Genomic DNA, 22505 nt, shown 5'->3' on the forward strand with positions numbered 1-22505 from the left:
GGGACCGGAGGCCTGCCACGTGCGCAGGCGGACGCAGAGTTCCACCAGATGGTCGTGGGGTGGAATTCGATCACGCCGGGTCACGGAGGGCCTTCACGCGACCTCGTCGTTTGAGCTCCCGCGATGATCGGGCTCGCCAATCGACGTTCACGTGATGCCAGAAGGGAGTCCGCTACCGACCTAGGGGCACGCAAAATCTCGGATCGACCTACAGCTTCCAGTTGGAGTTCTGCGAGCTCCGCCAGCAGGAGAAAACACCACATCGCTCATCCGGTTTTTCCGGAGGCAGGCACATCGCGCAGTGTGCTTCTCCCGCAGTGCCCGAGAAGTGCCACAGCGCGGCCCACAAACCCGACATGTGCGTCAGGCGGTTCCGCGAGGCCGTGGCGTTGGCGAGGAAGAACGGTTTCACCATCCGCCCGTCGTCGCGGATCAACACGACCTCCTAACGCACGATCTTCGAATCCCCGGCGCTCTCCACGCCGGGCAGCACATCGATCTGCAAATGCACTTCCGTGATCGGGAGTTGCGCCGATCTCTTGTCCTGCCGTCCTGCATCAGGGTGGCGAGGTGAGCGGTGGTCTGGTGGCGGACGGCGCGTTTGTCGCAGCGCGTGGCGACCGCACGGTGGCGTTTGAGCCGGTTGATGCCGCACTCCACTGCGTGACGCTGTTTGCAGGTCTCGGGTCGAAGGCGGGTGGCCGGCCGCCTTCGACCCCTTGGTCTTGCGGTGGGCGTCCTGGTGGGCCTTGGTCGGGATGGTCGCCTTGATCCCGTGGCGGCGCAGGTATTCCCCGGTTGGCTTTCGCGATGTGAGCCTTGTCCGCCAGTACACGATCCGGGCGGGTGCGGACCCGACCACCGGTCAGCCGCGGCACCTGGATGCCCTGCAGGACCGGGATGAACTGCGGGCTGCCGTGACGGTGCCTGACGGTCAGCACGATCGACAACGGCTTTTGCGCCGTTCAGTGGGGTTGCGCTCCTTGCGCCGCGCCAGCACGACCAGCGCGAAAAGCGCTCGCTCGTGGACGATGGCGTCAACCTTCCTGGCTGAAGCTCACCAAAGGAAGGCCCGGTGTCATCGTGGCGACAACGAGATCACCGTGCCCGGACGAACGCACCGCGGCATCGGCACCAGCGTGCCTGCCGGGATCGTCACGCACCCGGCCGTCGCGGCGCCATTGGTGCCAGCACGAAGGACGCGCTACCCCCGCCAGGAACGCGTTGCTCGTTCACACCCATCACCAAGGCGCAGTCGTACACCGCGCCTTGTCCAGCGAGGTTCTCCGACCTGCTCTCGTTCAACGGACACGTCCCCCGCGTACATCGCTGGTGCGTGTTGTGGTCAGGACTGTCGACATCACTGACCCATTAATCCGAACTGTCAGCGCGGAAGGACGACACCCCCAGCACAAGGATCGGCCTGCCTGCCGAGGGCAGGTCGAGGGAGTGGCCAGTTCTTGCGCATGAACGCCCCTGCAGTCCGCGGGTGCGCATCAGCCGCTCGACCCGCTTGCGGAACATCTGGATTTCCCGGCGGCGCGGCGTGACGTGCACCCGCGGGCTGCCGCATGTGCCACCGGAGATGGTGTGGATGTCTACGACCTCGGCGACCAGCTCTTCGTCCTGACGCTGCCGCGGCGAGCGGTCTGCCTGGCGTTGGACCCAGCCGCGGTAGGTGGAGGAGCGATGCCGAGGCCCGAGAGGTTGGGCTCGACCCCGAAGCGATCGCGAAGCTGCGTGACGAGCTTCACGACCATCGCCGGGCCGGGTCGATGTCCGAGGCGAAAATGCGCTCGCGGCCTTGGGCATCTCGTTGACGTGCTTGAGTTCCGCGTTCTCCCGCCGCAACCGACGCAGTTCCTCCGGCTCGCTGGTGGTGGGTCTGTCGTCGCGCTCGCCACGGCATGCCTCGTTCCGCCGGATCCAGTTGCGCAGTGCTTCGTGATGCACCCCGAGCTGCTCCGCCCGCCGACGGATCACCGGCTTCGGATCCGACTCCCGATGCAGCCGGGCCGCACGAGCACTCAGCTCGTCGGCGTACTTCTTCGGTGCCACCACGGACGACTTCCTTCAGGTCCTATCGGACCGTGCTCGGATGTCTCCGAGCTACCGGGGGAACCTCACACCTCATTGCCGCTGCGATGCCAGGCGGTCCCAGGCTCCTGACGTGGCCGACAGGGTCGTCGCCGGTCGGGACCAACGCGATGATCGGTGTCGACAGGCCGTTGTCTACATAGGACTGAATCCGATCGCGGCAGGCTTCAGGCGCGCCGTGCACGATCAGGTCGTCCACCACCTCGTCGGGAATCATCTCCAGCGCCTCGCGCCGGTCACCACGGTTCCAGGCGTCGTGCATCGGCTTGAGCGCCTCGCCGCGGCCAAGCCAGTCTTGGAACGCGGCGTAGGCGGGCACAGTCAGGTACTCCGCGACGAGTCGCCGGCCGAGCCGATGCGCCAGCGCCCTGTCCGCGGTGGGACAGACGAGGATCCGGGCGGCCAGCTCGACGCTCTGGCCGACTTCGTCACGTATTTGACGCACGTCACCGGGAGCGAGCCAGTTGGTGATCACACCATCGGCCTCCTTCGCGGCCAGTCGCAGCATTTCCGGCCTCAACGCGGCGAGCGCGATGCGGGGCGGCGGATCGACCGCGTTCTCCAAGCGGAAACCACTGACGGAGAACGTCTCGTACGTCTCGGTCACCTTCTCACCGCCCAACGCGGACCGCAGGAACAGCAGCGTGTCCCGGACCCTGCGGAGCGGGGTGGTGTACTCGGCGGCGTTCCACCGCTGCACGATCACCCGCGACGACGCGCCGATCCCCAACACGAACCGGCCGGGGGCCAGTCCCGCAAGGGTCGCCGCGTTCATCGCCAGGAGCGCCGGACCACGGGTGTACACGGATGCCACCGCGGTGCCCAGCCGCAGCTGCTCCGTCCACTGAGAGGCCAGCGCCAGAGGGGCGAAGGCGTCGGTGCCCGCCTTCTCGGATGTCCAGATGTCGGTGTACCCGAGGTCCGGTAGCTCCTCGACGATCTTCCGGTGGAGCGCGAGAGGCACCCCGGGCAAAGGAATGGTGATTCCCCACCGGCTCATAGGACCTCCTGGAGTTCCGCCGCCGGCCAGTCCGTGCACTCGTCGCCCTCAGGACTCCGCGGCGCGCTTGCTCGCCTGCGGCCGCCAGATCGGGTACAGCGACGGACCGCCTCGCAAGCTGATCGGCTCGCCCAGCCGCACCTGCCCGAGCCGCTCGTACAAAGCCAGGTTGCGCAGGCAACTGGCTTCGCCGTACACGCCCGCGTCCGCACCGTCAGCGAGGGCGAACTGAGCCTTCTTGAGCCTGGTCCCGAGCCCTTTGCCCTGCCACCCCGGGACTGTCGAGAGGAAAGTGCCGTAGAGGTGCGGCGGTACATCTCGTGGATGGTTGTCGTTGAGCAGGTTCACGAAAGCCACTGCCCGCTCAGCCTGGTCACCCAGCCGTTCCGTCAGCTGCCTGACGACGTCGGCGTGGTCCTCCTCGGTGGGCAGCACGCCCGGCGGGTAGAACAGCGAGACGGCGCTGAAGTCCTCCATCTCGAGCGCGAGGCCGCCACCAGCGAACGTCGATTCCACGATGACGGTGAAGAACTCCCGATTGGCGTCCGTGCGGCGTTCCGGGTCGGGGAAGATCCAGGAAAAGACGGGGTCGTCGTAGAAGGCTCGGGTGTAGACGTCGACCAGGGATTCGGCCTGGTCCTCGTGAACCGTGTTGATCATCGGCACGGTGCTCGGTCCTCTCGGTTCGCGACGAAGGCTCGGGGAGTCATCACTTTGCTGAAGGGGAACGGTCTGCCGCCGCGTGTTGCGCGACCTCGGCGTGGGTGGCCCACCAGACTCCGGTTCGGGCAGCGATGTGCGCCAGGAGCTCGTCGAGCACCCTGATACGTGAACGGTGCCCGATGATGTGCGGATGGAGCGCCAAGGTGAACAAGCCGCCTTCGGCGTAGGCGGCGTCGAACTCGTCCTGCCATATCCGCACCACTTCACGCGGTGCCAAGACCTGCTTTCCCAGGGCGTCATCAGGAAAGTAGGGGGCGTCGTCCCTGATCCAGGACACCGGGATCTCGGTCACCCCGGTCGCCTCACCCCGGTGCAGGAGCTCGTAGGGCTGGTCGTCGGCCATCAGGGAGGAGTCGTATTCGAGTCCGAGTTCCCTGATGATCGGCAGCGTGTGCACGGTGAAGTCCCAGTACGGCGTGCGCAGACCCACCGGCCTGACACCGGTAGCCGCCTCGAGCCCGTCCGCGCTGCGCAGAGCCAGCTCCCGTTCCTGGTCCGCGGTCAGCTCGCCGCATTTCTCGTGGATCCAGCCGTGCAGCCCGATCTCATGCCCGTCAGCTCGTACCGCGGCGAGCCCGGCGGGATCGAGCGCGGTGGAGACGACCGGGTAGAAGAACGTCGCGGGTACGGAATGCCGGCGGAGTGTCTCGAGAACTCGAGGCAGGCCGACACGCGCACCGTACTGGCCTTGCGACAGAAAGCCGGGTCCCGTCTCACCACGGGAAAGGGGAAGCGTCTCGTTGTCGACGTCGACCGAGATCGCGACGGCCACTCTCGCGTTCTGCGGCCAATTCTCCGGGGCCAGCCGGGTTCCCGCGTTCGTCTCGTCCACCATGGATCGCCAGTGCGCTTCCGACCACTCCCAAGGCGGAGAACCGGGGTTCGACATTTTACAGAACCTTTCCTGCTCAGGCAGCAAGAGCATCTACGAGCCCCAACAGACTTTCGTCCGCCGGAACGGTCATGCGCAATCCAGGGCTCGGCCGGACTGATCACTACCATTGACGCGATGAGCTGAGCAGGCGAACTACGCCTTCTCGACAGCGCCACACGGCCTCGGTTCCACGAGCAACTCCATCAAGCTTCTCGCGTTCACCCACATGCCATTTCCGAAACTTAGAAGGATGCCTCGGCCAGCGTTTTGGCCCGCACTCAGGTGCCTCACACTAGTTTGGGCGGCAATGAGCGCCAACGAGTCGTTCCAGCGTGCGGAACTCGCTTCCTGGAATTCACCCAGCTGCTTGCGCGGAATCTCCGCCGCATGCGAATGCGGGTGAAAGCATGCATCGTCACAAGCCGCACGGCGTCGCTGATCCCGCACACCAACGTACTGACGGGGCCGGAGCGGCAAGAAGACCTGTCTCCCCATGTCCGAGCCAGGGCAGCTACCCCGCCCCGTCACCTGACACATGTCTCCGGCCCTGAGCGACCAACCTGTTCTCGATGTGTTGCGCCGAGTCTGGCATCACGCACAGCGGCCCGGAATTTCTGGCAGAGTGAGCGCCGGGCACGCCGAGGGATTCGGATGGCCGCTCAAGGGATCAAGGTTTCTTGACGGTTCTGACTGATCGCACAGGTGGTTCGAAAGACGAATTCCACACCTGAATACCAGTACCGTCACGTCGCGACAGATCGAAGTCGTGAATCCCGCACACCTAGTGCGGCATGGTGCGCGAGCCGCCGGAGTTGTGGAGCCACCGCTCGCACGTCGAACCTGACGGAGGGACCGACCACTGTGATCACGACCGGCGGCGCAGTTCCGGAATCGCGCAGTGCGACAGCCAGGCTCGTCACCCCGAGCCGCCATTCGTCGATGTCCGCCGCAACGCCGCTCGCCTGCGCCGATACCAGTTCCCGCTGGAGCCGGCCCCTGTCCGTGATGGTGAGCTCCGTGTAGCGGTGAAGCTCAAGATCTTGTTCTGCCTGGGTCCACGCGTGCGCCAGGAGCAGCTTGCCCGCAGCCGTGCAGTGCAGAGGCAGCGTGTCGCCGAGGTGAGTCGCGAACCCCGCAGTCCGGCTGCCGCACACCCGCTTGACGACACGCGCGGCGCCTCCCGCACGGACGACCAGCAGAACCGGGTGCTTGACCGTTTCGTGAAGGTCGGTCAGATAAGGGAGGACGCGGTCGTAGAGCCCGGCCTCGACGTCCGCGCCGGACGCCGACAACCCCGCAACCTTGACCGTCAACTCGTAGCGCCCGGCAGCGGTCTTGACGAAACCCTCATCACACAGAAAGCCCAGCATCCGATGTGTGGTCGACTTCGGCAGACCCGCCTTCCGCGCCAGCTCGGCAACGCCGACCTCGCCCTGACAGAGACTGAAGGCCTCCAGAACGGCGAGCACCTTCGCCGCAGCGGCCTTGCCCGCCACGGTGTCTCCATCCGGCTGGCGGGTATCGCCTCCGGGCTGCGAACCCGTGCAGGACGTGCTGGTCGACAACACCGCCACCACCCCTCACCACCTCCTCGACGCGACCTGCGGAGGAGCAGTCACGACGGTATGGAATCTGGCCACGACGAACCTGCGGAACTCCGCAATCACCGGACCGCGCTCCACAGTGCGGTTTTCCGCAATCACCGCGATAGACCCAGGAGCGGCGTCACCCGAATGGGTGACCTCACCGGCGTGCAGGACAGCGAGGATCAAAACTCAATCTGCGGCGCAGCAACGATTTCTGGGAATGAATTCCACATTCTCACTCGCCTCAATTTTCGCAACGCTTTGCGGCGATCGAGCGGAGCGCGAACTTGACAAGGGCTTGCGTCACCAGGGATTTCAGCCGTGATTTTCCATCGCGCTGACGCAGAGCGCCGGTCGGCACGGAGAAGAACTCACTGCAGCCTGACCGGGTCACCGCACCGACGATCTTCACACTCAATTGAATCAGCGGGTGATCCGTCAGCCAGTCCCGATATCAGGCGCCTCGCACCTCCGGCAGCGCTCTGGCCTTCATCACCGCCCGCACCGCGGTCTTCCATCGGGCCCGGCCCCACCGGCGGCAAGCACCACAGATCGGACTGGGATCTCCCTGCAGTGCTGACACGGTGGCCGTCGTCGACGTTCCCCTGCGTCGTGCACGCCCTGACACGAGCTGGGCAGCGGCCCGCTCGCCAAAAGAGAACAAAGACGCACTCGCCACCGGCTGATCACCGACGTGCACTGACCTGCGGGGCCGACGACCACGCTGTTCCACAGGGCGGAATGACGCCTTGTTCACCACCGACGCGACAGCGATATTTCGAACACAGCACACTCTCGAAGGAGTTCTGTGAACCAGCAAAGCGCCAACCCGGTATTCCTCTTCGCCGGCCACGGCGGTTGTCTTCCGGGTGGCCTGCACGAGTTCGCGGACGACTTCGCGGGACTGCCTGCGCACTGGAGCAGATCAACGCAGCGTCCGCGGCCGTAGTCGGACCCGAGTTGGCCGAGTCGCTCACCGACCGCACAGCTCCGACGCTCCGACGCCTGGTCGAAGACGAGTTCGCCGCTCTCGCGGCCTCCAGGTGTCCTTCGCTCGAAGACGGGGTCTGGGCTGATCATCGAGCGCGATGAGGCACTGCGCGGAGCAGGTCCGCCGAACGGCGGCATGGTCGCCCTGCGCACCCCCCTGTGCTGGGCCGACGGGTCGTGCGGCCGGCGGATGTACGCGAAGTGCCGGCATGTCACCTCGTGCGCCCGGTCGCGTTCCTGGATTCACTGATGACGCTCGGAACGGCTGGTGCTGCTCCCCCTCTGAGGCCCGAACTCGCGTTTCTCGCTGTCGCAACGCAATGAGCGCTGAGGCCTGACCGGGTCGGGCGTTGGAGTTCGAAAGGACGCGGTAGATCATTCCGACAAGTGGAACGTCTAATGGACCGATCGCCATCGGCCCCGTTGAATAGCCGTAGCCATCGGCGATGACAGACTTCTCCAACGCCGAATCTCGCTTCTGGCCTTGCTGACGATATTGACGATCGATCTTCTCTTCACAATGCACCTCTGGAGGTCAAGGTATGACGCGCGTGGTCATGGCAGCGATTCCCTTTCCGGGGCACGTGAACCCGCTGCGCCCCATCGCTGCGCACCTGGTGGCCAAGGGGTATGACGTCACCTTCGTCACCGGTACCAATCTGCGCGACGCGGTCCTCAGCACGGGTGCCACCTTCCATCCGCTCAAGGGGCACGCCGACTACGACGGCCCGAACGTGTACCAGTCCTTCCCGCAGCTCACCTCGGCCGCACCCGGGGTCGATCAGATCGCCGTCTACCTCACCGAGGTACTGGCCAAGCCCATGCGGGAGCAGCACGAGGCCATCCAGGAAGTCCTGGCGCAACAACCGGACACGCCCACGGTCGTGCTGCACGAGATGTACTTCAACGGGCTGTGGCCCATCCAGCTGGGCGCGCCGGGCATCCGGCCCGCGCAGGTGATCGGTCTCGGTGTCACGGTACTTCCGCTGTACAGCGTGGACACGGCGCCTTTCGGCATGGGTCTGCTGCCCGACGCATCACCAAGCGGACGGGAGCGCAACGCTCGGCTCAACGCGGAGGTGCGCGCGGCGTTCTCCTCCGCGCAACGCCTCGCCGAGCAACTGGTCCGCGACTGCGGTGGCACCGGCACACTGCCCTCCTACTTCGACGCCCAGGTCGTGGTAGCCGACGAATGCCTGCACCTGTCCATCCCCTCCATGGAGTACCCGCGCAGCGACCTTCCGGATTCGGTTCGGTTCGTGGGCGTGCCTTGGGAGGAGGACCACCAGGACGTGCCACTGCCGCATTGGTGGGATGACGTGCTCAACGCCGAAAAGGTGGTTCTCGTTTCGCAGGGCACGGTCAGCAATGACGACTACTCGGAGCTGATGCTGCCCACGATCGAGGCTCTGGCCGGCCAGGACTGTCTCGTGATCGCCACCACCGGCGGCCGTCCGGTGAGCGACCTCGGTGATCTCCCGGACAACGTGCGCGCCGCCGAGTACATCCCGTACACGCAGCTGCTCCCGCATGTCGACGTGTTCGTCAGCAACGGCGGATTCGGCGGGATGCAGATGGCTCTCAGCCGTGGTGTGCCACTCGTTCTGGCGGGCGAGACTGAAGAGAAGAAGGATTCCACCGCGCACGCCGCGTGGACCGGCGCGGCCATCAACCTCGCGACGGGCAGGCCGCGCGCCTCTGACATCGGTGGCGCGGTACGCGAGGTGCTGCGCGATGACGCCTACCGCGCCGCCGCGCGACGGCTGCAAGCCGAGTACGCGGAGTACGACGCGCTTCGCATCATCACCGGCATCGTCGAAACGACTGGTGACACACCGGCGTCGCAAGGAACCCGCGCGATCGGCGACCTTCTTCACTCCTGAAGTGCGGACTCGGGAAACTCCTCGCAGAACTGGCGCGACAGGTGAAAACTGCCTCGAGGAACACAAAGCCGAGGTGAAGCACCCCAACCGTCCGCACGACCGGGAACCGGACCGAGGCACCCGACGGGCCGGACGATCTGGCCGCTCGATGACTCAGCGTGCTCGGCGGCCGAGTTCGCCGAGCACAGCGACCTTCCCGCAACTCAGATGAAGCACCTCTCCCAACTCTCGGCAGAACGGCATGTGAAGATGCACATTTCGCGCACCAGCGAGCGTCAGCGGCGGGACTTGCTAGCGGAATTGCTTTCTGACGACAAAGAGCTGATCGCGGCATTGGAGACGACGCTCACAGGAAGCGACGTGGTGGGCAATGTCGAGAACTTCGTCGGTGCCGTACCCGTACCTCTCGGGCTTTGCGGCCCCGTCCTGGTCAACGGACAACACGCCGTGGGCGAGTTCGTGGTTCCCATGGCAACGCTCGAGGGCACCTTGGTGGCCTCTTACAGCCGCGGCGCGAAAATGCTCAAAGCGTCGGGTGGCTGCGAAGTCGTCGTGACGGCCGACCGCTTCCTGCGGGGCATCCACTACCGAGTGGAGACCCTCCGCGAAGCGCAAGACCTGGTGACGTGGTGTCGAGCCCGGGAGCAGGTGCTCCTCGCCCTGGCGGAGAGCACCAGCGGTCATCTGCGTGCGCAGCGGTTCAGCTACGAACACGTCGGCTGCACCGTGCTGGTTTCAGTCGAATTCACCACCGGTGACGCAATGGGCAGCAACATGGCAAGCAAAGGGATAGCCGCGGTGTCGGAGCACATCGTTCAACACAGCGGCATCGAACTGGAAGAGTTCCTGCCGTACCCGGAGGACAAGAAACCCATTCCGGCACGCCTGAAAGGCAAGGCGGTGACGGCCCGGGCAGTTCTCTCGGCAGACGTCGTGGCGTCTCAGGGGCGAACGGATGTGCTGCGACTGGATCGATACATCCAGGCTTACCGGAGCACGCTGGCACTGCACGGCAGCTCGTCGCTCAACATCCACGTCGTCAACGGCATGGCAAGCCTGTTCCAGGCGTTCGGGCAGGACATGGCCTACCTGGGTGAGTGCGCGAAAGGAATCGTGGACTCCCGCGTGACAAGCAGTGGCGACTTGGAGATCTCCCTGACGCTGCCCACGCTCATCGTGGGAACGGTCGGTGGCGGAACGGGTCTGCCGGCCTTTCAGGCGACGCTGGGCATGGTCGGCTGCGTCGGCACCGGCAAGGTGGTCAAACTCGCCGAGATCATCGCTGCGGTGTTGCTGTCCGGCGAAGTCGGTTGCGCGGTCGCCCAATGCGCGAGCGAGTTCGTCTCCGCGCACGAGTCCCTTGGGCGCAACAATCCGGACGAGTTGAACTGAGCTTTCTCGCTCATTTCGTGCGTGCCCGGGACCACTGGTGACTGAGCACGGCTGATCGGTGGGTGGCTGTCGAGTGCGGTGTGACCGCGTTCCGCGTTGTAGTGATCAAGCCACTGCAGCGGTGCGGGTGCCGTTGTCGAAGCAGATCTCGCGGTAGACCCCTCGCTGTTCAAGCGCTCCACTTCGCCGTTCTGTCAGAGGGCGGATGTGGCTTGGTGGTCTTGTGGCGGGCGCCGACCACCGCACCGGCAGCGGCGAAGCACAGGAGATCGGGTAGTTCTCGGTCAGGACAGGTGAACGCGCGGAACGCCCTGCTCGGCGAACCAGGCGGCTGTGCGGAGCGGGAAACCCGCGCAGGTGCGGCCACGTTCGTCGGCGAGGATCTCGGGCCTAGGCCAGCCCGGAGTGGTCGTTGACCGCGGCGTGCCGTGCCGGTACCGGTGAGACCGTGCGGGCGGGTACGCCGGTGCGGGCAGGGCCACAGCGCGGCTGTGTTCGCGCCGCCACGACCCGTTCGTCCAGTTCGGCGGATGTGTGGAACGGCATGCGGTGCGGCCGGCTCGATCGATCGGCCAAGCCCGCTGGGCCCTCCTCACGGAGTCGGCGCACCCAGCGATGCGCGCCCTGCCGTGAGACACCGAGTTCGCCGGCCCAGTGCGCACCCGGTCTGGCAGCGGCGATCCGTGACACCAGGACCAGGCGTTCGTGGACGGTCAGGCGGGCGTTGGTGTGTTCCAACGAGGCCTCCGGGTGCGGTGGTGACCGACTTCGCAGTCACCACCGCACCCGGAGGCCTCACCCATGATCACGGCCACACACCGTCACCAACGTGTCAGCCCCGCGCCCGGCCTCCTCATCGGCGTGGCACGACTTCGAACTGGCCCATCATCGAGTGGGTCGCGTGGTCGAGGAAATGGCAGTGGAACGGATAACGACCGAGGTGGGAGTCGAACGTGGCCTGGATGCGGACGACGTCTCCGGGGAACAGGCGGACGGTGTCCTTCGGGTACGAGTCGTAGGCGGGCTCGGGCTTGCCGTTCCGGTCGAGGACTCTGAACTGCACGAGATGCAGGTGCACCGAGTGCTGGATGCCGAGAGCGGCGTCGTCGTTCACGATCTCCCAGATCTCGGTCGAGCCGTGCTCGATCGTCGCGTCCACGCGATCCGGGTCGAATCCCTTGTCGTTGATGACGAACTGGCCCTTCGCGAGATCGAGCCGCAGGACGAATCGCCGGGTCTTCGTGGCCCGTCCTCGCAGCGGGTTGTTCGCCGGCCATCCCGGAATCTCTCCCCGCACCAGCGGAATCCGTGTACGGGACCAGCTGGGGATGGCGATCTCCGGCTTGGACCACGAACCCTTGCCGCCGACCCGGAACTGCAGGATGTCCCGCTTGTTCTCGGAGAGGGCCGCCACGTTCTGCAGCGCGATGGCGGTGCCCGGCGGAACCGACCGGAAGTCCACCAGGACCTCGGCACGCTCCGCCGGCCAGACGTCGATCTCCTGCCGTACGGCGGGCACGCGCAGGAAGCCGCCGTCGGACGCGATCTGCAGGAAAGGCGCTCCGGTGGAGAGCCGGAACTTGAACATCTCCAGGTTCGAGCCGTTGATCAACCTGAGGCGGTACAGCTTCCGCTTGACCTCGAAGTAGGGCTGTGGCCGCCCGTTGACGAGAACCGTCGGCCGGTTCATGAAGTCGTCAGGTACGAAGACGAGCTGGCCCTTGCTGTCGAACTTCGCGTCCCTGAGCATCAGGGGGACGTCGTATTCGCCACTGGGCAACGGAAGTACCGCGTCCACGGGATCCGACAGCAGATACGCGCCGGAAAGGCCGCGGTAGACCCGTTCGCCTTCGAGATGATGCGTGTGGTCGTGGTACCAGAGCGTGGCGGCCCGCTGGTCGTTCGGATACCGGTACACCCTGGACTGGCCGGGTGCGATCGGGTCCATCGGATGCCCGTCACTCGACGCCGGGACGTCAGCGCCGTGCAGGTGCACCGTGGCAGGGCCGGGCAAGCCGTTGAACTGCCTGATCACCACGGCGCGACCACGCTGGGCGCGGATAGTGGGGCCGGGAAAACCCCCGTTGAAGGTCAGTGTCCTGGTCCGGATGCCGGGGAGGACCTCCAGTTCGGTCTCCGCGATCCGCATGTCGTAGAAATCGGTGTCCGCCGTGCTTCGCGTGGGCTTCAGCACCGGGGGGATCGACAACGGCAGCGAGAACGGCTGCACCTCCGGCGGGTCGTCAGAGAACGCGGACGCCAACTGTTTCGTCGGAAAGATCAGGGCCGCGCCGACGACGGAACCGAGTTTGATCGCATCTCTTCTGTTCAGCACGTCGATCACCTTCGGGGAATCGGGAGGCGAGCCGCAGGTGCAGGACGACCGCGGCCAGCAGGGAGAGTACGAACGAGTACTGCAACACGGTGATCGCCGCGGACATCGTGTTACCCCGCGAAATCGCGTTGCCGACGGTGAGCGCCGCCAGGGGGATCGTCACCGAGGCGCTGAGGACGGCCGACGTCGCCGCGAAGACCAGCACAGCGGTGATGCGCCCCGCCGTCGCCCACCGCCGGGTAGCGACCATGGCGAGCAGCACGCTCGCCATGGTCGCGTGCGCGGCGAGCATTGTGATGCCGGCGAAGTTGGGGACGGCGCACGCCACGATCGCAGGGGGCGGGGTGAGCGTCCCATCCGCTCCGGCGTGGTGTCCGGCATCGGCCGGAAGGAGAGACAGCGACCGCGGTCTCACGTCCAAATAGGACGACCAGTCCCGGATCTGCCATGCCATGACCGCCGCGAGGGCGATCGCGAGCAGGACCAGTGGGGTCGTGGGCCAGGAACCGCCCTGCGACGACGGGGACGCGGGCCGGACTGCGAGCTTTTCTTGCACAGAGCCACCTTCCCGCCCGCGTCCTCCGGATCAGTACATCGTGTTCGGGTTGGCCGAAGTCGGCGGAGTGGGCTCGATGACCACCCAGTGTTCCAGCAGTTTTCCGTCTCGGACGCGGTACAGGTCGGCGCCGACGCCGTTGTCCATGTCGAAGAGGTTCTCCAGGTGGACGAAGACCGCGACCAGGTCGCCCTCGGCGACGACGGTCTTCACGTTCGCGCGGTAGTCCGGCCGCGCGGCGAACGCGTCGTGGATGAACTGCTGCAGCGCTCCGGACCCGTTCGGGACGTTCGGGAAGTGCTGGTAGTAGGGGTTGTCCCCGATGTAGCGGTCCAGCGCCTGGAGGCGGAGCTCGTCATCGGGCTGGTTGACGATCTCGGCGAAGGCGGCTCGGGCGACGTGTTCGCTTTCGGCGTCCGTGGCGAACGGCAGCGACTTGGAGATCCTGGGCGAGCTGAGCGTGGAGAACATGTCGTTGCCCGTGCCCGGTGGCCGGACGGCCTCGTTGACTTCCCAGTGCTCGGCGATCTTGCCCTTGTCGAGGCGGAAGAGGTTGATCTTGGCGACACCCGCGTCGCCGGCCTTTCCGACGAAGTGGCTGTGTGTCACGACCAGGTCGTTCTGGGCGATGGTCCGCTTCACGGTGTAGCGGAGGTCCGGATTCTGGTTGCGCAGGCCCGCGTGGTACGCGCGGAACGCGGCCCGGCCGTCGGCGATCGCGGGGTAGTGCTGGATGAGGTCGGGGCGCACCACCTTGTCGAGGTGTCCGAGGTCCCCGCGGTTCAGCGCGGTGTAGAAGCCGAGGACGATCGCCCTGTTCACCCTTTCCTTCGGGGAGGCGATCGACTCGAACGCGCCCTGCTGGTGGGCCGGTGCGGCGGTGACGGCCGGGCTGACGGCGGCGATCACCGTGACGGAGAGGATGATCGGCACGACCACACGTGAGCGGGTTCGGGATCGGTAAGTCCTTTTTGGCATCTGACTCCTCGATTTCTGCGATTGTCGAAAATGTGGCTGTGCTTGACAGACGGCAGCTCTCGGCGTGCTAGGCCCTATCCCGCAGGTCCATTCGACTGTCGCGGGCGCGGCTTGCGGGACACGCCCTACAGCCGCACGAGCACCTTGGTGGCCGTGCGCGCGGCCATCTCCTCGTAGCCGGACACGATGCCGTCCAGGGTCACCGTCCTGTCGAAGATCGAACCGGGATCGAGCGTGCCGGCCAGTACCCGTTCGACGAGTTCGGGAAGGTAGGCGCGGACCGGCGTGAGCCCGCCGGTGAGGGTGATGCCGCGGAGGAAGACCGGGGTCACGTCGCCGAGCGGCGGGCTGCCCATGACGCAAACGGTGCCGCCGGCCCGGCACAGCGCGAAAGCCGTGTTCTGCGTCTGGGGACCGCCACCGCACTCCACCACCACGTCGGCGCCGAGCCCCTGCGTGGCGGCGTGAACGAAATCGATGGACTCGGCGACGCCTTCGGGTCCTCGGGCACGGAAGGTGTCGGTCGCACCGAAGTCACGGCCTTTGCTCAACCGCGTTTCGTGCCTGCCCACGAGGATGATCCGTCCGGCGCCCGCTTCCCGGGCCGCGAGCACGGTGCAGATTCCGATCGGCCCGTCACCGAGGACGGCGACCGACGAGCCCGGCTCGACCCCGCCCGTCCGGACGGCGTGGAAGCCGGTCGCCATCGTGTCGGTGAGGGCGAGGAGCGAGGACAGCCGCTCGTCGTTCTGGTCCACCGGCACCGCCACCAGGTTGGCGTCGGCGAAGGGTACGCGGACCGCTTCAGCCTGTGCGCCGTCACCGTCCACACCGAACATACCGCCCGCGGCGCAGGCATTGTGCACACCGGCCTGACACGCGGAGCAGGTTCCGTCGGCGAAGTTGAACGGCGCGACGACCATCGTCCCGCGGCGGAGCGTGGAGACCTCGTTGCCGATGTCTTCGACCACGCCGACGAATTCGTGACCGCAGCGAGGGCCGGTGACCGGACCGGGAAGTCCGTTGTAGCCGTGCAGATCCGTGCCGCAGATCCCGGCGACGACAACGCGGACGATCGCGTCACCGGGCGCTTGCAGCACCGCGTCGGGAACCGTTTCCACGGTCAACTCGTGCTTTCCGTGCAAGATTGCGGCCTTCATGAGGACACCTCTCGTTGGCCCGATCTGATCGAATCCGGTCGGACGGACGCGGAAAGCCGGACTCGCGGCAGCACGTCCTCCGTCCGGACGCACCGGCCGGTCGAGTGGTCCGCTGCGCCCGTGACGATGCTGACCAGCGCGGCCGCCGAGTCCTCGGCGGCCGTGAGACGTCCGGACTGCCGGGCCTTCACCGTCCACGCCAGGATGTCGTCTTCCCAGCGGTTGCCCGTCCGGCCGCGGTCCAGGTGGGACCGGGTCATCCCGGTGTCGACCAGGCCCGGGTCGAACGCCACCGCCACCCGCGCGGAGCCGGCCAGTTCGCCGGCCAGACTCGCGGTCACCGAGATCAACCCCGCCTTGGTGGCCGCGTAGGCGCTGGCGTGCGGCCAGCCGACCGTGCCCGCCCGGCTCACCACGTTCACCACGCGCCCGGTGAGTGCGGGCAGCACCGCCCGCGTCACCCGCACCGATCCGAAGAGCCCGACTTCGAAGGCCCGCCGCCACTCCGCCTCGTTCACAGTCCACAATGGACCTATCGGACCGGGAACACCCGCGTTGTTCACCAGCACGTCGAGGCCACCCAACTCGGCCACGACCTGGTCGACTCCGCGAGTCACCGAATCGTCGTCCGTCACGTCGAGGCGCACCCAGGTCGCGGTTCCACCGGCTCGCCGGATTCCGTCGACGGTCTCCACCAGGGCGTTCCGGTCGCGGCCGGCGACGGCGACGGACAGCCCGGCGGCGGCCAGCGCCTCCGCGAACGACCGTCCCAGCCCGCGGCCGCCGCCGGTGACCAGTACCCGCAGCGCCGGGGGCCGTACCCGCTTGCCGGTCGAGGAGCGCGGGATCGCCCGCACCCGCTCGATGGCCCGCACCCGTTTGTGCGGTGCGACGCGGTCAGCGACGTAGGCGGTGATCTCCGCGAGGGGGACCGGCTCGGCCAGCACGACATAAGCCTTCGGGATTTCCCCGGCGACCGGGTCGGGCACGCCCGCGACGCAGGCCTCGGCCACCGCGGGGTGGCCGGTGATCACCTCCTCCAGCTCGACCGGCGAAACCTGGTGTCCCTTGTACTTGATCAGCGTCTTCGCCCGGCCGGTGATCCGCAGGAAGCCGTGCGCGTCCCGGCTCACCAGGTCGCCGGTGCGCAGCCAGCCGTCCGCGTCCGCCGACGCGCGGGCGATCTGCGGTCCGCGCAGCCACAACTCGCCCGACTCCGCCTCGTCGCCGCCGGTGAACCGCACCTCCGTGCCCGGGACGAGCACGCCGGTGGAGCCGGGCGGGACCTCGACGCCGTCCGGGCTGAAGCTCACGCACCCCGCCTCGGTCATCCCGAAGCCTTGCACCACCGGGACACCGAGGACCGCGGCGCAGCGGTCGGCGTCCACCGAGGGCAGCGGCGCACCACCGGAGACGACCAGCCGCAGCGACGGCAGCGGCTCCCCGGCCGCGCCGAGCTCGGTCACCACGCTCGGCACCAGGTACGCCAGTGACACGCCGTACTCGGTGACGTCGCGGGTGAAGTCCGCGGCCGAGAACGGGGTCGCGCCGATGACCAGGGTGGCGCCCGCCCGCAGCGCCGGGTTCATCGCCATCTGCATTCCGTAGATGTGCCGCAGCGGCGGCACCGACAGGACGACGTCGTCGCCACGCACCCGGTGCAGGTGGGCGATCTGCCCGAGGTTGGCGGTCAGGTTGCGGTGCGACACCGGCACGAGCTTCGGCGCGCCCTGCGTGCCGCTGGAGCTCATCAGCACCGCCGTCCGGTCACCCCCGCGCGGAGACAGCGGCCGCGGTGGAGTGGCGACCGCCTCGTCCCACGACGTGCCGCTCGGTGTACGGGGGCCGACGCAGACGGTCGGCAGCGCAACCTCCGGCGGTCCGAGGGTCGTTTCCGCGATCAGAGCCTTCCCACCGACTCCGTCGATCGCGGTGCGCCACCGCTCGGCGGTGTCGCGCGGGTCGAGCGCGAGCACCACCGCACCGGCCGCGAGGATTCCGTGGTACGCGACCACGAACTCGGCGCTGTTCTCGGCCAGCACCACCACGGTGTCGTCATCGCCGACCCCCGACCGGCGCAACCAGGCCGCGAGCCCGGCGACGGCCGCGCGCAGCCGTCCGTACGTCCATTCGACACGCCCGCCCCGCGAGCGGTCCACCACCGCGACCCGGTCATCGTCCGCGGCGCCCGGCCGCAGGACGTAGTCACCGAGGTGCGCGTCGGCGGGTACCTCCCAGGCCACTGTCACGGGCACACCGGCACTTCGACGGCTTCCCGACCGGCCATCGCCGCGAAGCCCGCACCGACGTCGCCGAGCAGCACGGTGCGCTCGAACAGCGGCGACGGGTCGATCAGCTGCGCAGCCCTCACCGCTCCCCCAGGCCTTTCTTGCGGGCCAGGCTGAGCCCGTCCGCGACCGTCAGCAACACCGACTCGACGCGGTCGTCGTTGCGCACGTGTTCGTTGAACTCGCGGATGGCTCGGGCGTTGCCTTCCGCGTCGGGTGAGGCCGCCTCGCCGGCGTAGAGCACGTTGTCGGCCACGATCAAGCCGTTGGGGCGCAGCCGGGGCACGAGTTCTTCCCAGTAGGTGAGGTAGCCGACCTTGTCGGCGTCGAGGAAGGCCAGGTCGATGAACGGCTCCTCGGGAAGGCCGCGAAGGGTTTCGGCGGCGGGCCCGAGCAGTGGTTCCACCCGCTCGGCAACACCGGCGCGAGTCCAGGCGGCGGTGGCGATACCGGCCCAGCGATCGGTCACGTCACAGGTGATCACCCGACCGGCCGGACCCACGCCCTCGGCCAGCGCCAGCGTCGAGTACCCGGTGAACGTTCCCACTTCGACCGCGACGCGGGCGCCGGTCAGCCGGGCCAGCAACGTGAGCAGCGCACCCTGTTCCGGAGGCACCTGCATTTCGGCCACCTGGCCGAGGGCGATCGTGGCGTCGATCAGTTCTCGCTGGACCTCGGTGAACGGTGGGAGCTGACTCCGGACGTAGTCGAGAACCTGCGGGGTGAGCAGCACCGCCTTGTCGGGCTGTTCCGCTGTTGTCGTCATGCGTTGGCTCCGTCCGCGAGAGCCGCCTCGGCGATCGGGACGAGGCGGGCGATGTGCATCGACAGGTCGGTCTGGAAGTGGTTCACCGCGTCGCGGTCGTAGGTCGCGCGCACCGGCCGCGCCGCGAGGTCCGCCAGCAGCACCGCCACCCGCGCCCGAAGGGCCGCGGCGAAGACGTGCGCGCAGACCGGGGCCCGGTCGACGAGGAAGAAGTCGTCGAGCAGCGCCTGCTCGTCCTCGGTGGGCGCCAGTTGGACGTCCCGCCCGGCGTCGCGCAGGAGCGACCCGCCGACCGGCACGAGCCGGGCGGCCACCGTCATGTGCACGAGGCGGTTGAACTTCACCGCCGCCTTCAGCGCCGACCTGGGGGCCGGCCGCGCTTCGGCGAGCAGCGCGGCGGCGTGGCGGTGGTCGCGCGCCCACGTCCCGCTCATCGCCGGGTGCCGCGCCGCCATTCGGGGCCGGATGACCGAGCGGTAGACCTCGGGGCTGCAGCTACCCGAGTAGAGCAGCAACGCCGAGTAGGTGTCGTGCAGGACCGCGGCCTCGTCGAGGTCGCCGCGGCCGAGCGCGGCCGAAAGCAGCCGCCACACGCAGAAGGCGCCGTGGTGCCCCAGCAACCAGCGGTACCAGGCGATCTCGGTCTCGCTGTCGAGCGGCGGCGGGCCGACGGGTTCGTCGATGTCACCGGCGTGCCACGCACATGGGTCGAACGGGTTTTGCGGCAACGGAACGGTGAGTCGGGGCAGCGGCGAGACGCTCACGACACCACCTCCGCGACGTACTCGTCCAGCACATCGGCAGCCACGCGGATGTCCTCGTCGAGCGGGCGGTCGTGGGTGATCGGCGCAACCCGCTCGGCCAGCGCCGCGACCAGGGACGCGCAGTGCGGCGCGGTTGGTTCGCGATCGCCGATGTGGGCGGCCTGGCGCACCGCGACGCCAAGGCAGCCGTGCAGCAGCCGCAGGAGACGAGCCTGCTCGTAGGCGGTCAGCGCGGCTTGAGTGCCGAACGGGACGACGTCCTGGTTGTGCAGGTTGGTGGGTATGCTCTGCATCGCCGCGGGCATGCACGCCCGGCGCATCGCCACGACGACCGACGTCGCCAGCACCTGCAAGCCCTGGATCGCGTGCTGCTTGCCCGGCTCGGCCGCGAGCATCGGGGGCCGCCCGCCGTTGCGGCCGGGGTCCACCAGCAGGTCGACCTGCCGCTCGGCGAGGTTGCCGACCTGGGTCATCGCCGAGGACAGCAGGTCGGCGGCAAAGGCGGCGGGCTGGCCGAAGAAGTTCCCGCCGTGCGCGACGAGGTCTTCGTCCGGGAAGAACAGGGGGTTGTCGCTGACCCCGCGAAGGTCGCCGGCGACGGTCCGGGCCGACCACCCGGCCGCCGACCGGGCGGCGCCGAGCAGCTGCGGCGTGCACCGGATGCTGTAGGGCTCCTGCAGTGGCCGCCCCGCCACCGGCGTGGTTCCTTCGAGCCACCACGACAGCTCACGGCCGGCCGCTTCGGCCTCGGGGTGACCGAACGCCTCGAGCAGGGACGGCGCCAGGAACGCGGGCGCCGCACCGAGAAGGTCGGCCAGTGCCGCCGTCAGCGCGACCGCGACTTTCAGGGAGCGTTGTGCCGAAAGCACGGCGAGACCGGCGGCCGCCGTCGTCACCGACGTACCGTTGACCAGCGCCAGCGCGTCCCGGCCGTCCAGCTCGAGCGGGGTCAGGCCCGCCGCGCGCAGGGCGTCGGTGGCGGGCATCCGGTCGCCGTCGAAGTAGGCGTACCCGTGTCCGCGCAGGCTCTGGACGGCGTGCGCCAGGGGAACCAGGTCCCCGCTGGCTCCGACCGAGCCCCAGGTCGGGATGGCGGGAGCGAAGCCGGTGGCGAGCATCCGGCCCAGCGCGTCCACTGTGGACAGAGACGCGCCGGACAAGCCCCGGGCCAGGGACCGCGCGCGCACGAGCACCGACGCGCGGGCGACGGGGATCGGCAGGTCGGGCCCCTGACCGACGGTGAGGTGCTGCAGCACGTTGTCGCACTGCGCGGTGCTGCTTTCCCGGCCGTCGAAGACGACTAGGGGGCCGAACCCCGTGGTGGCGCCGTACACCGGGCGTTCACTCCGTGCCAGCGTCGCCTCGACGAAGCCCCGTCCGCGCTCGATGTCCGCGACGACGCTTGCGGACAACGAGATCCGGATCGGCCGGGCTGCGACCTCCAAGTGGGTCAACTCCACGGGAGCCGAAAGATCGAGGGTGGTGGTCGTGGAATCGATCGGGCTCATCGTGTCATCGCCCCTAATTCGGCCGAAGTGGATGTGAAGCTCGTCATCAGCCAGGTCAGCGGTCCGTCCGAAGTGGCCGCGCTGTTCACCGGAGTTCGGACTGCCGGCAGCGAGCCGACGGACAGCCGTCCGGCCGGCGTCCTTTCCCTTGGAACGCAACCTCGACCTGTCCGCGTAACAGTTTTCGCCGCAAGTATGTAGCGGTGAAACCGTCGCACAACCGAGCGTTCCCCCTGTCGGAACGATGACGCCGACCGCCACCCGATCGGCTCAAGGCACGGACGAACGGCGTCCACCCCACGACCGCAAGCTTTCAACGCGAACTCGCTGTCCACAAGCGACTGTCAGGGCCAGCGGGACGAGCCTGGGAACGGTGGTTTTTGGCGTGACTGCAGATGTGCGCAGCGCTAGGCCGTGTCCACAGGTCGGTTGATCTCCGCGATCCCGGCGCGGTCGACCGCACGCCGGTCCGGCGTGGCGGGCAGCTACCTGGTGCTGGACGTGCTCGGTCCCCTGCCGCCGACCGCTCGGTCGAGGCCTCTGTCACTTGTGGACTTGTGGTTGCCCGCTGGCGTGTGCGGCAGGCGGGAACTCAGACGCCACAGGTGTCCCGAGAGCTGGAACGCCTTCAAGCGCGGGGCCGTCCCGGTGAGTGGAACGACGCGGGCACCGCACCCGTTCGCTGCTTGAATTCCTGGCGCACAGGGCGACGCGGGTCCGTCCACACCCCAGCCATCGCCCGGGACGACGACTTCGACCAGCGCGTGAGCCGCGGGTCCAGTTCGTGCAGGCCACGCTGCCGGGGGTAAGCAGGTCTACGGCGCGACGACGGGGTTGGGCCCGCTGGTCACCTTCGACGGCAGCGAGGAGCAGAGCGACAACGCCCTGCAGCACCTCACCGCCGGGCAGGGGCGTGAGCTGCCGCCCGAGGTCGTGCGCGCGACGATGCTCGTGCGCACCTGGTCGCTGGCGCGGCGTCTCCGGCATCTCACCGTCAGCGCTCGACGCGCTCTAGACCTGCACGGCAACGGCCGCGCACTGGCCGGTGACACGAGGACGGACGCCGCCGGCGCGCTGGTCGCGGCCGGGCTCGCCGTGGCGTCACTGCGGCGGTTTCACCAGATCGGGGTGCTGCTCACCGCGGCGCTGGCCGACCTGCCGGGTGCCGAACCGGCCTTCCTGGTCCCCCAAATGCTCAACGCGTACGGCCACCCCGAGGCCGCAGCCGTCGGCGCCACACTGCGAGCGCACCCGGAGGGGACGAGGCCGACCGGCGACCGGCTCCCAGGTGGCTCTGGCGTGGGTGGCGGGACAGCCCGGCATCACCGCGCCGATCCTGGGAGTGACCAACCCACACCACCTCACCGACGCGATCGCCGCCTTCGACCTCGAGCTGAGTTCCGCGGAACAGGTCCAGCTCACCGAGCACCACACCCCACGCTTCGCCGCTGGCGTCTACCGGTCGCGCACGGAAGCGGCGCCCAAGACGCCGTCCTGAGTCCGGCACGGCGGCAAGTCTCGGACATCCTCCTGCCCCGAGGGATCCAGCAGGATCCCCCGGGGCGGTCCACATCTCGGCCACCGCCACGTCGGTGCACCACTCCA

Annotated in this window: 20 protein-coding genes and 1 pseudogene; 4 read left to right on the forward strand and 17 right to left on the reverse strand. The window is 68.0% G+C overall.

All coding sequences use genetic code 11. The features are described 5' to 3' along the window. Nucleotides 1-208 precede the first annotated feature (208 nt). The 7 genes from AB0M48_RS32345 to AB0M48_RS32375 form a co-directional block, all read right to left on the reverse strand. Nucleotides 209-436 (reverse strand): hypothetical protein, encoded by a 228-nt coding sequence (locus tag AB0M48_RS32345; protein ID WP_363849202.1) that lies wholly within the window; start codon nt 434-436, stop codon nt 209-211. Nucleotides 437-1371: 935 nt separating this feature from the next. After that, nucleotides 1372-2061 carry a transposase gene (locus tag AB0M48_RS32350; RefSeq protein ID WP_363849204.1) on the reverse strand — a complete coding sequence of 230 codons (690 nt, stop codon included), beginning with the start codon at nt 2059-2061 and terminating at the stop codon, nt 1372-1374. A 19-nt stretch (nt 2062-2080) separates the two neighbouring features. After that, nucleotides 2081-3097, reverse strand: a complete 1017-nt coding sequence (locus AB0M48_RS32355; protein ID WP_363849205.1) for an LLM class F420-dependent oxidoreductase — start codon at nt 3095-3097, stop codon at nt 2081-2083. Nucleotides 3098-3145: 48 nt separating this feature from the next. After that, nucleotides 3146-3757: a GNAT family N-acetyltransferase gene (locus tag AB0M48_RS32360; protein ID WP_363849207.1), complete on the reverse strand. Its 612-nt coding sequence runs from the start codon at nt 3755-3757 to the stop codon at nt 3146-3148. Between the two features lie 49 nt (nt 3758-3806). Then, the gene (locus AB0M48_RS32365) at nt 3807-4655 is read right to left on the reverse strand and encodes a polysaccharide deacetylase (RefSeq protein WP_363849209.1); all 849 of its coding nucleotides are present in this window, start codon (nt 4653-4655) and stop codon (nt 3807-3809) included. Between the two features lie 782 nt (nt 4656-5437). Continuing rightward, the gene (locus tag AB0M48_RS32370) at nt 5438-6190 is read right to left on the reverse strand and encodes an IclR family transcriptional regulator (protein WP_363849211.1); all 753 of its coding nucleotides are present in this window, start codon (nt 6188-6190) and stop codon (nt 5438-5440) included. A 334-nt stretch (nt 6191-6524) separates the two neighbouring features. Beyond that, nucleotides 6525-6692: a hypothetical protein gene (locus AB0M48_RS32375; protein WP_363849213.1), complete on the reverse strand. Its 168-nt coding sequence runs from the start codon at nt 6690-6692 to the stop codon at nt 6525-6527. Between the two features lie 1120 nt (nt 6693-7812). Between AB0M48_RS32375 and AB0M48_RS32380 the strand changes: the two genes are divergently transcribed. Both AB0M48_RS32380 and AB0M48_RS32385 read left to right on the forward strand, forming a co-directional pair. After that, nucleotides 7813-9153, forward strand: a complete 1341-nt coding sequence (locus AB0M48_RS32380; protein WP_363849215.1) for a nucleotide disphospho-sugar-binding domain-containing protein — start codon at nt 7813-7815, stop codon at nt 9151-9153. Between the two features lie 207 nt (nt 9154-9360). Further along, complete coding sequence (locus AB0M48_RS32385) at nt 9361-10545, forward strand: hypothetical protein (protein ID WP_363849217.1); 1185 nt, start codon at nt 9361-9363, stop codon at nt 10543-10545. A gap of 390 nt (nt 10546-10935) precedes the next feature. On the opposite strand, the gene AB0M48_RS32390 is transcribed toward AB0M48_RS32385, so the two are convergent. The 10 genes from AB0M48_RS32390 to AB0M48_RS32435 all read right to left on the reverse strand — a co-directional run bounded on the left by AB0M48_RS32390 (nt 10936) and on the right by AB0M48_RS32435 (nt 20900). Next, nucleotides 10936-11283, reverse strand: a complete 348-nt coding sequence (locus tag AB0M48_RS32390) for a leucine zipper domain-containing protein (RefSeq protein ID WP_363849219.1) — start codon at nt 11281-11283, stop codon at nt 10936-10938. 115 nt (nt 11284-11398) lie between these two features. Next, nucleotides 11399-12880: a multicopper oxidase domain-containing protein gene (locus AB0M48_RS32395; RefSeq protein WP_363849220.1), complete on the reverse strand. Its 1482-nt coding sequence runs from the start codon at nt 12878-12880 to the stop codon at nt 11399-11401. Then, the gene (locus AB0M48_RS32400; protein WP_363849222.1) at nt 12789-13436 is read right to left on the reverse strand and encodes a hypothetical protein; all 648 of its coding nucleotides are present in this window, start codon (nt 13434-13436) and stop codon (nt 12789-12791) included. The genes AB0M48_RS32395 and AB0M48_RS32400 overlap by 92 nt, the downstream gene beginning before the upstream one ends. 30 nt (nt 13437-13466) lie before the next feature. Further along, the gene (locus tag AB0M48_RS32405; protein ID WP_363849224.1) at nt 13467-14369 is read right to left on the reverse strand and encodes a nuclear transport factor 2 family protein; all 903 of its coding nucleotides are present in this window, start codon (nt 14367-14369) and stop codon (nt 13467-13469) included. A 170-nt stretch (nt 14370-14539) separates the two neighbouring features. Further along, nucleotides 14540-15574 (reverse strand): alcohol dehydrogenase catalytic domain-containing protein, encoded by a 1035-nt coding sequence (locus tag AB0M48_RS32410; protein ID WP_363849226.1) that lies wholly within the window; start codon nt 15572-15574, stop codon nt 14540-14542. Further along, nucleotides 15571-17823, reverse strand: a complete 2253-nt coding sequence (locus AB0M48_RS32415) for an SDR family NAD(P)-dependent oxidoreductase (RefSeq protein ID WP_363849227.1) — start codon at nt 17821-17823, stop codon at nt 15571-15573. Before AB0M48_RS32415 ends, AB0M48_RS32410 begins: the two co-directional genes overlap by 4 nt. Next, nucleotides 17820-17945, reverse strand: coding sequence for a hypothetical protein (locus AB0M48_RS32420; RefSeq protein ID WP_363849229.1), 126 nt, complete (start codon nt 17943-17945; stop codon nt 17820-17822). The genes AB0M48_RS32415 and AB0M48_RS32420 overlap by 4 nt, the downstream gene beginning before the upstream one ends. Next, on the reverse strand, nt 17942-18628 hold the full coding sequence (locus AB0M48_RS32425) for an O-methyltransferase (protein ID WP_363849230.1): 687 nt from the start codon (nt 18626-18628) through the stop codon (nt 17942-17944). Before AB0M48_RS32425 ends, AB0M48_RS32420 begins: the two co-directional genes overlap by 4 nt. Continuing rightward, nucleotides 18625-19392 carry an L-tyrosine 3-hydroxylase gene (locus tag AB0M48_RS32430; RefSeq protein WP_363849232.1) on the reverse strand — a complete coding sequence of 256 codons (768 nt, stop codon included), beginning with the start codon at nt 19390-19392 and terminating at the stop codon, nt 18625-18627. The genes AB0M48_RS32425 and AB0M48_RS32430 overlap by 4 nt, the downstream gene beginning before the upstream one ends. Beyond that, complete coding sequence (locus AB0M48_RS32435; RefSeq protein ID WP_363849233.1) at nt 19389-20900, reverse strand: aromatic amino acid ammonia-lyase; 1512 nt, start codon at nt 20898-20900, stop codon at nt 19389-19391. Before AB0M48_RS32435 ends, AB0M48_RS32430 begins: the two co-directional genes overlap by 4 nt. 807 nt (nt 20901-21707) lie before the next feature. Here AB0M48_RS32435 and AB0M48_RS32440 point away from each other — a divergent pair. Together AB0M48_RS32440 and AB0M48_RS32445 are read left to right on the forward strand one after the other, a co-directional pair. After that, nucleotides 21708-21863: pseudogene (locus AB0M48_RS32440) on the forward strand (aromatic amino acid lyase); the annotation flags it as partial. Between the two features lie 325 nt (nt 21864-22188). Beyond that, nucleotides 22189-22398, forward strand: coding sequence for an aldo/keto reductase (locus AB0M48_RS32445; protein ID WP_363849235.1), 210 nt, complete (start codon nt 22189-22191; stop codon nt 22396-22398). Nucleotides 22399-22505: the final 107 nt, after the last annotated feature.

It is taken from the genome of Lentzea sp. NPDC051208 (assembly GCF_040682435.1).
GTDB classification, from domain to species: Bacteria; Actinomycetota; Actinomycetes; order Mycobacteriales; family Pseudonocardiaceae; genus Lentzea; species Lentzea kristufekii.

Coding starts and splice junctions, on each gene's coding strand:
- AB0M48_RS32425 (WP_363849230.1), bottom strand. CDS start 18,628: ATGACGACAACAGCGGAACAGCCCGACAAGGCGGTGCTGCTCACCCCG.
- AB0M48_RS32385 (WP_363849217.1), top strand. CDS start 9,361: ATGAAGCACCTCTCCCAACTCTCGGCAGAACGGCATGTGAAGATGCAC.
- AB0M48_RS32365 (WP_363849209.1), bottom strand. CDS start 4,655: ATGGTGGACGAGACGAACGCGGGAACCCGGCTGGCCCCGGAGAATTGG.
- AB0M48_RS32410 (WP_363849226.1), bottom strand. CDS start 15,574: ATGAAGGCCGCAATCTTGCACGGAAAGCACGAGTTGACCGTGGAAACG.
- AB0M48_RS32355 (WP_363849205.1), bottom strand. CDS start 3,097: ATGAGCCGGTGGGGAATCACCATTCCTTTGCCCGGGGTGCCTCTCGCG.
- AB0M48_RS32380 (WP_363849215.1), top strand. CDS start 7,813: ATGACGCGCGTGGTCATGGCAGCGATTCCCTTTCCGGGGCACGTGAAC.
- AB0M48_RS32435 (WP_363849233.1), bottom strand. CDS start 20,900: ATGAGCCCGATCGATTCCACGACCACCACCCTCGATCTTTCGGCTCCC.
- AB0M48_RS32360 (WP_363849207.1), bottom strand. CDS start 3,757: ATGATCAACACGGTTCACGAGGACCAGGCCGAATCCCTGGTCGACGTC.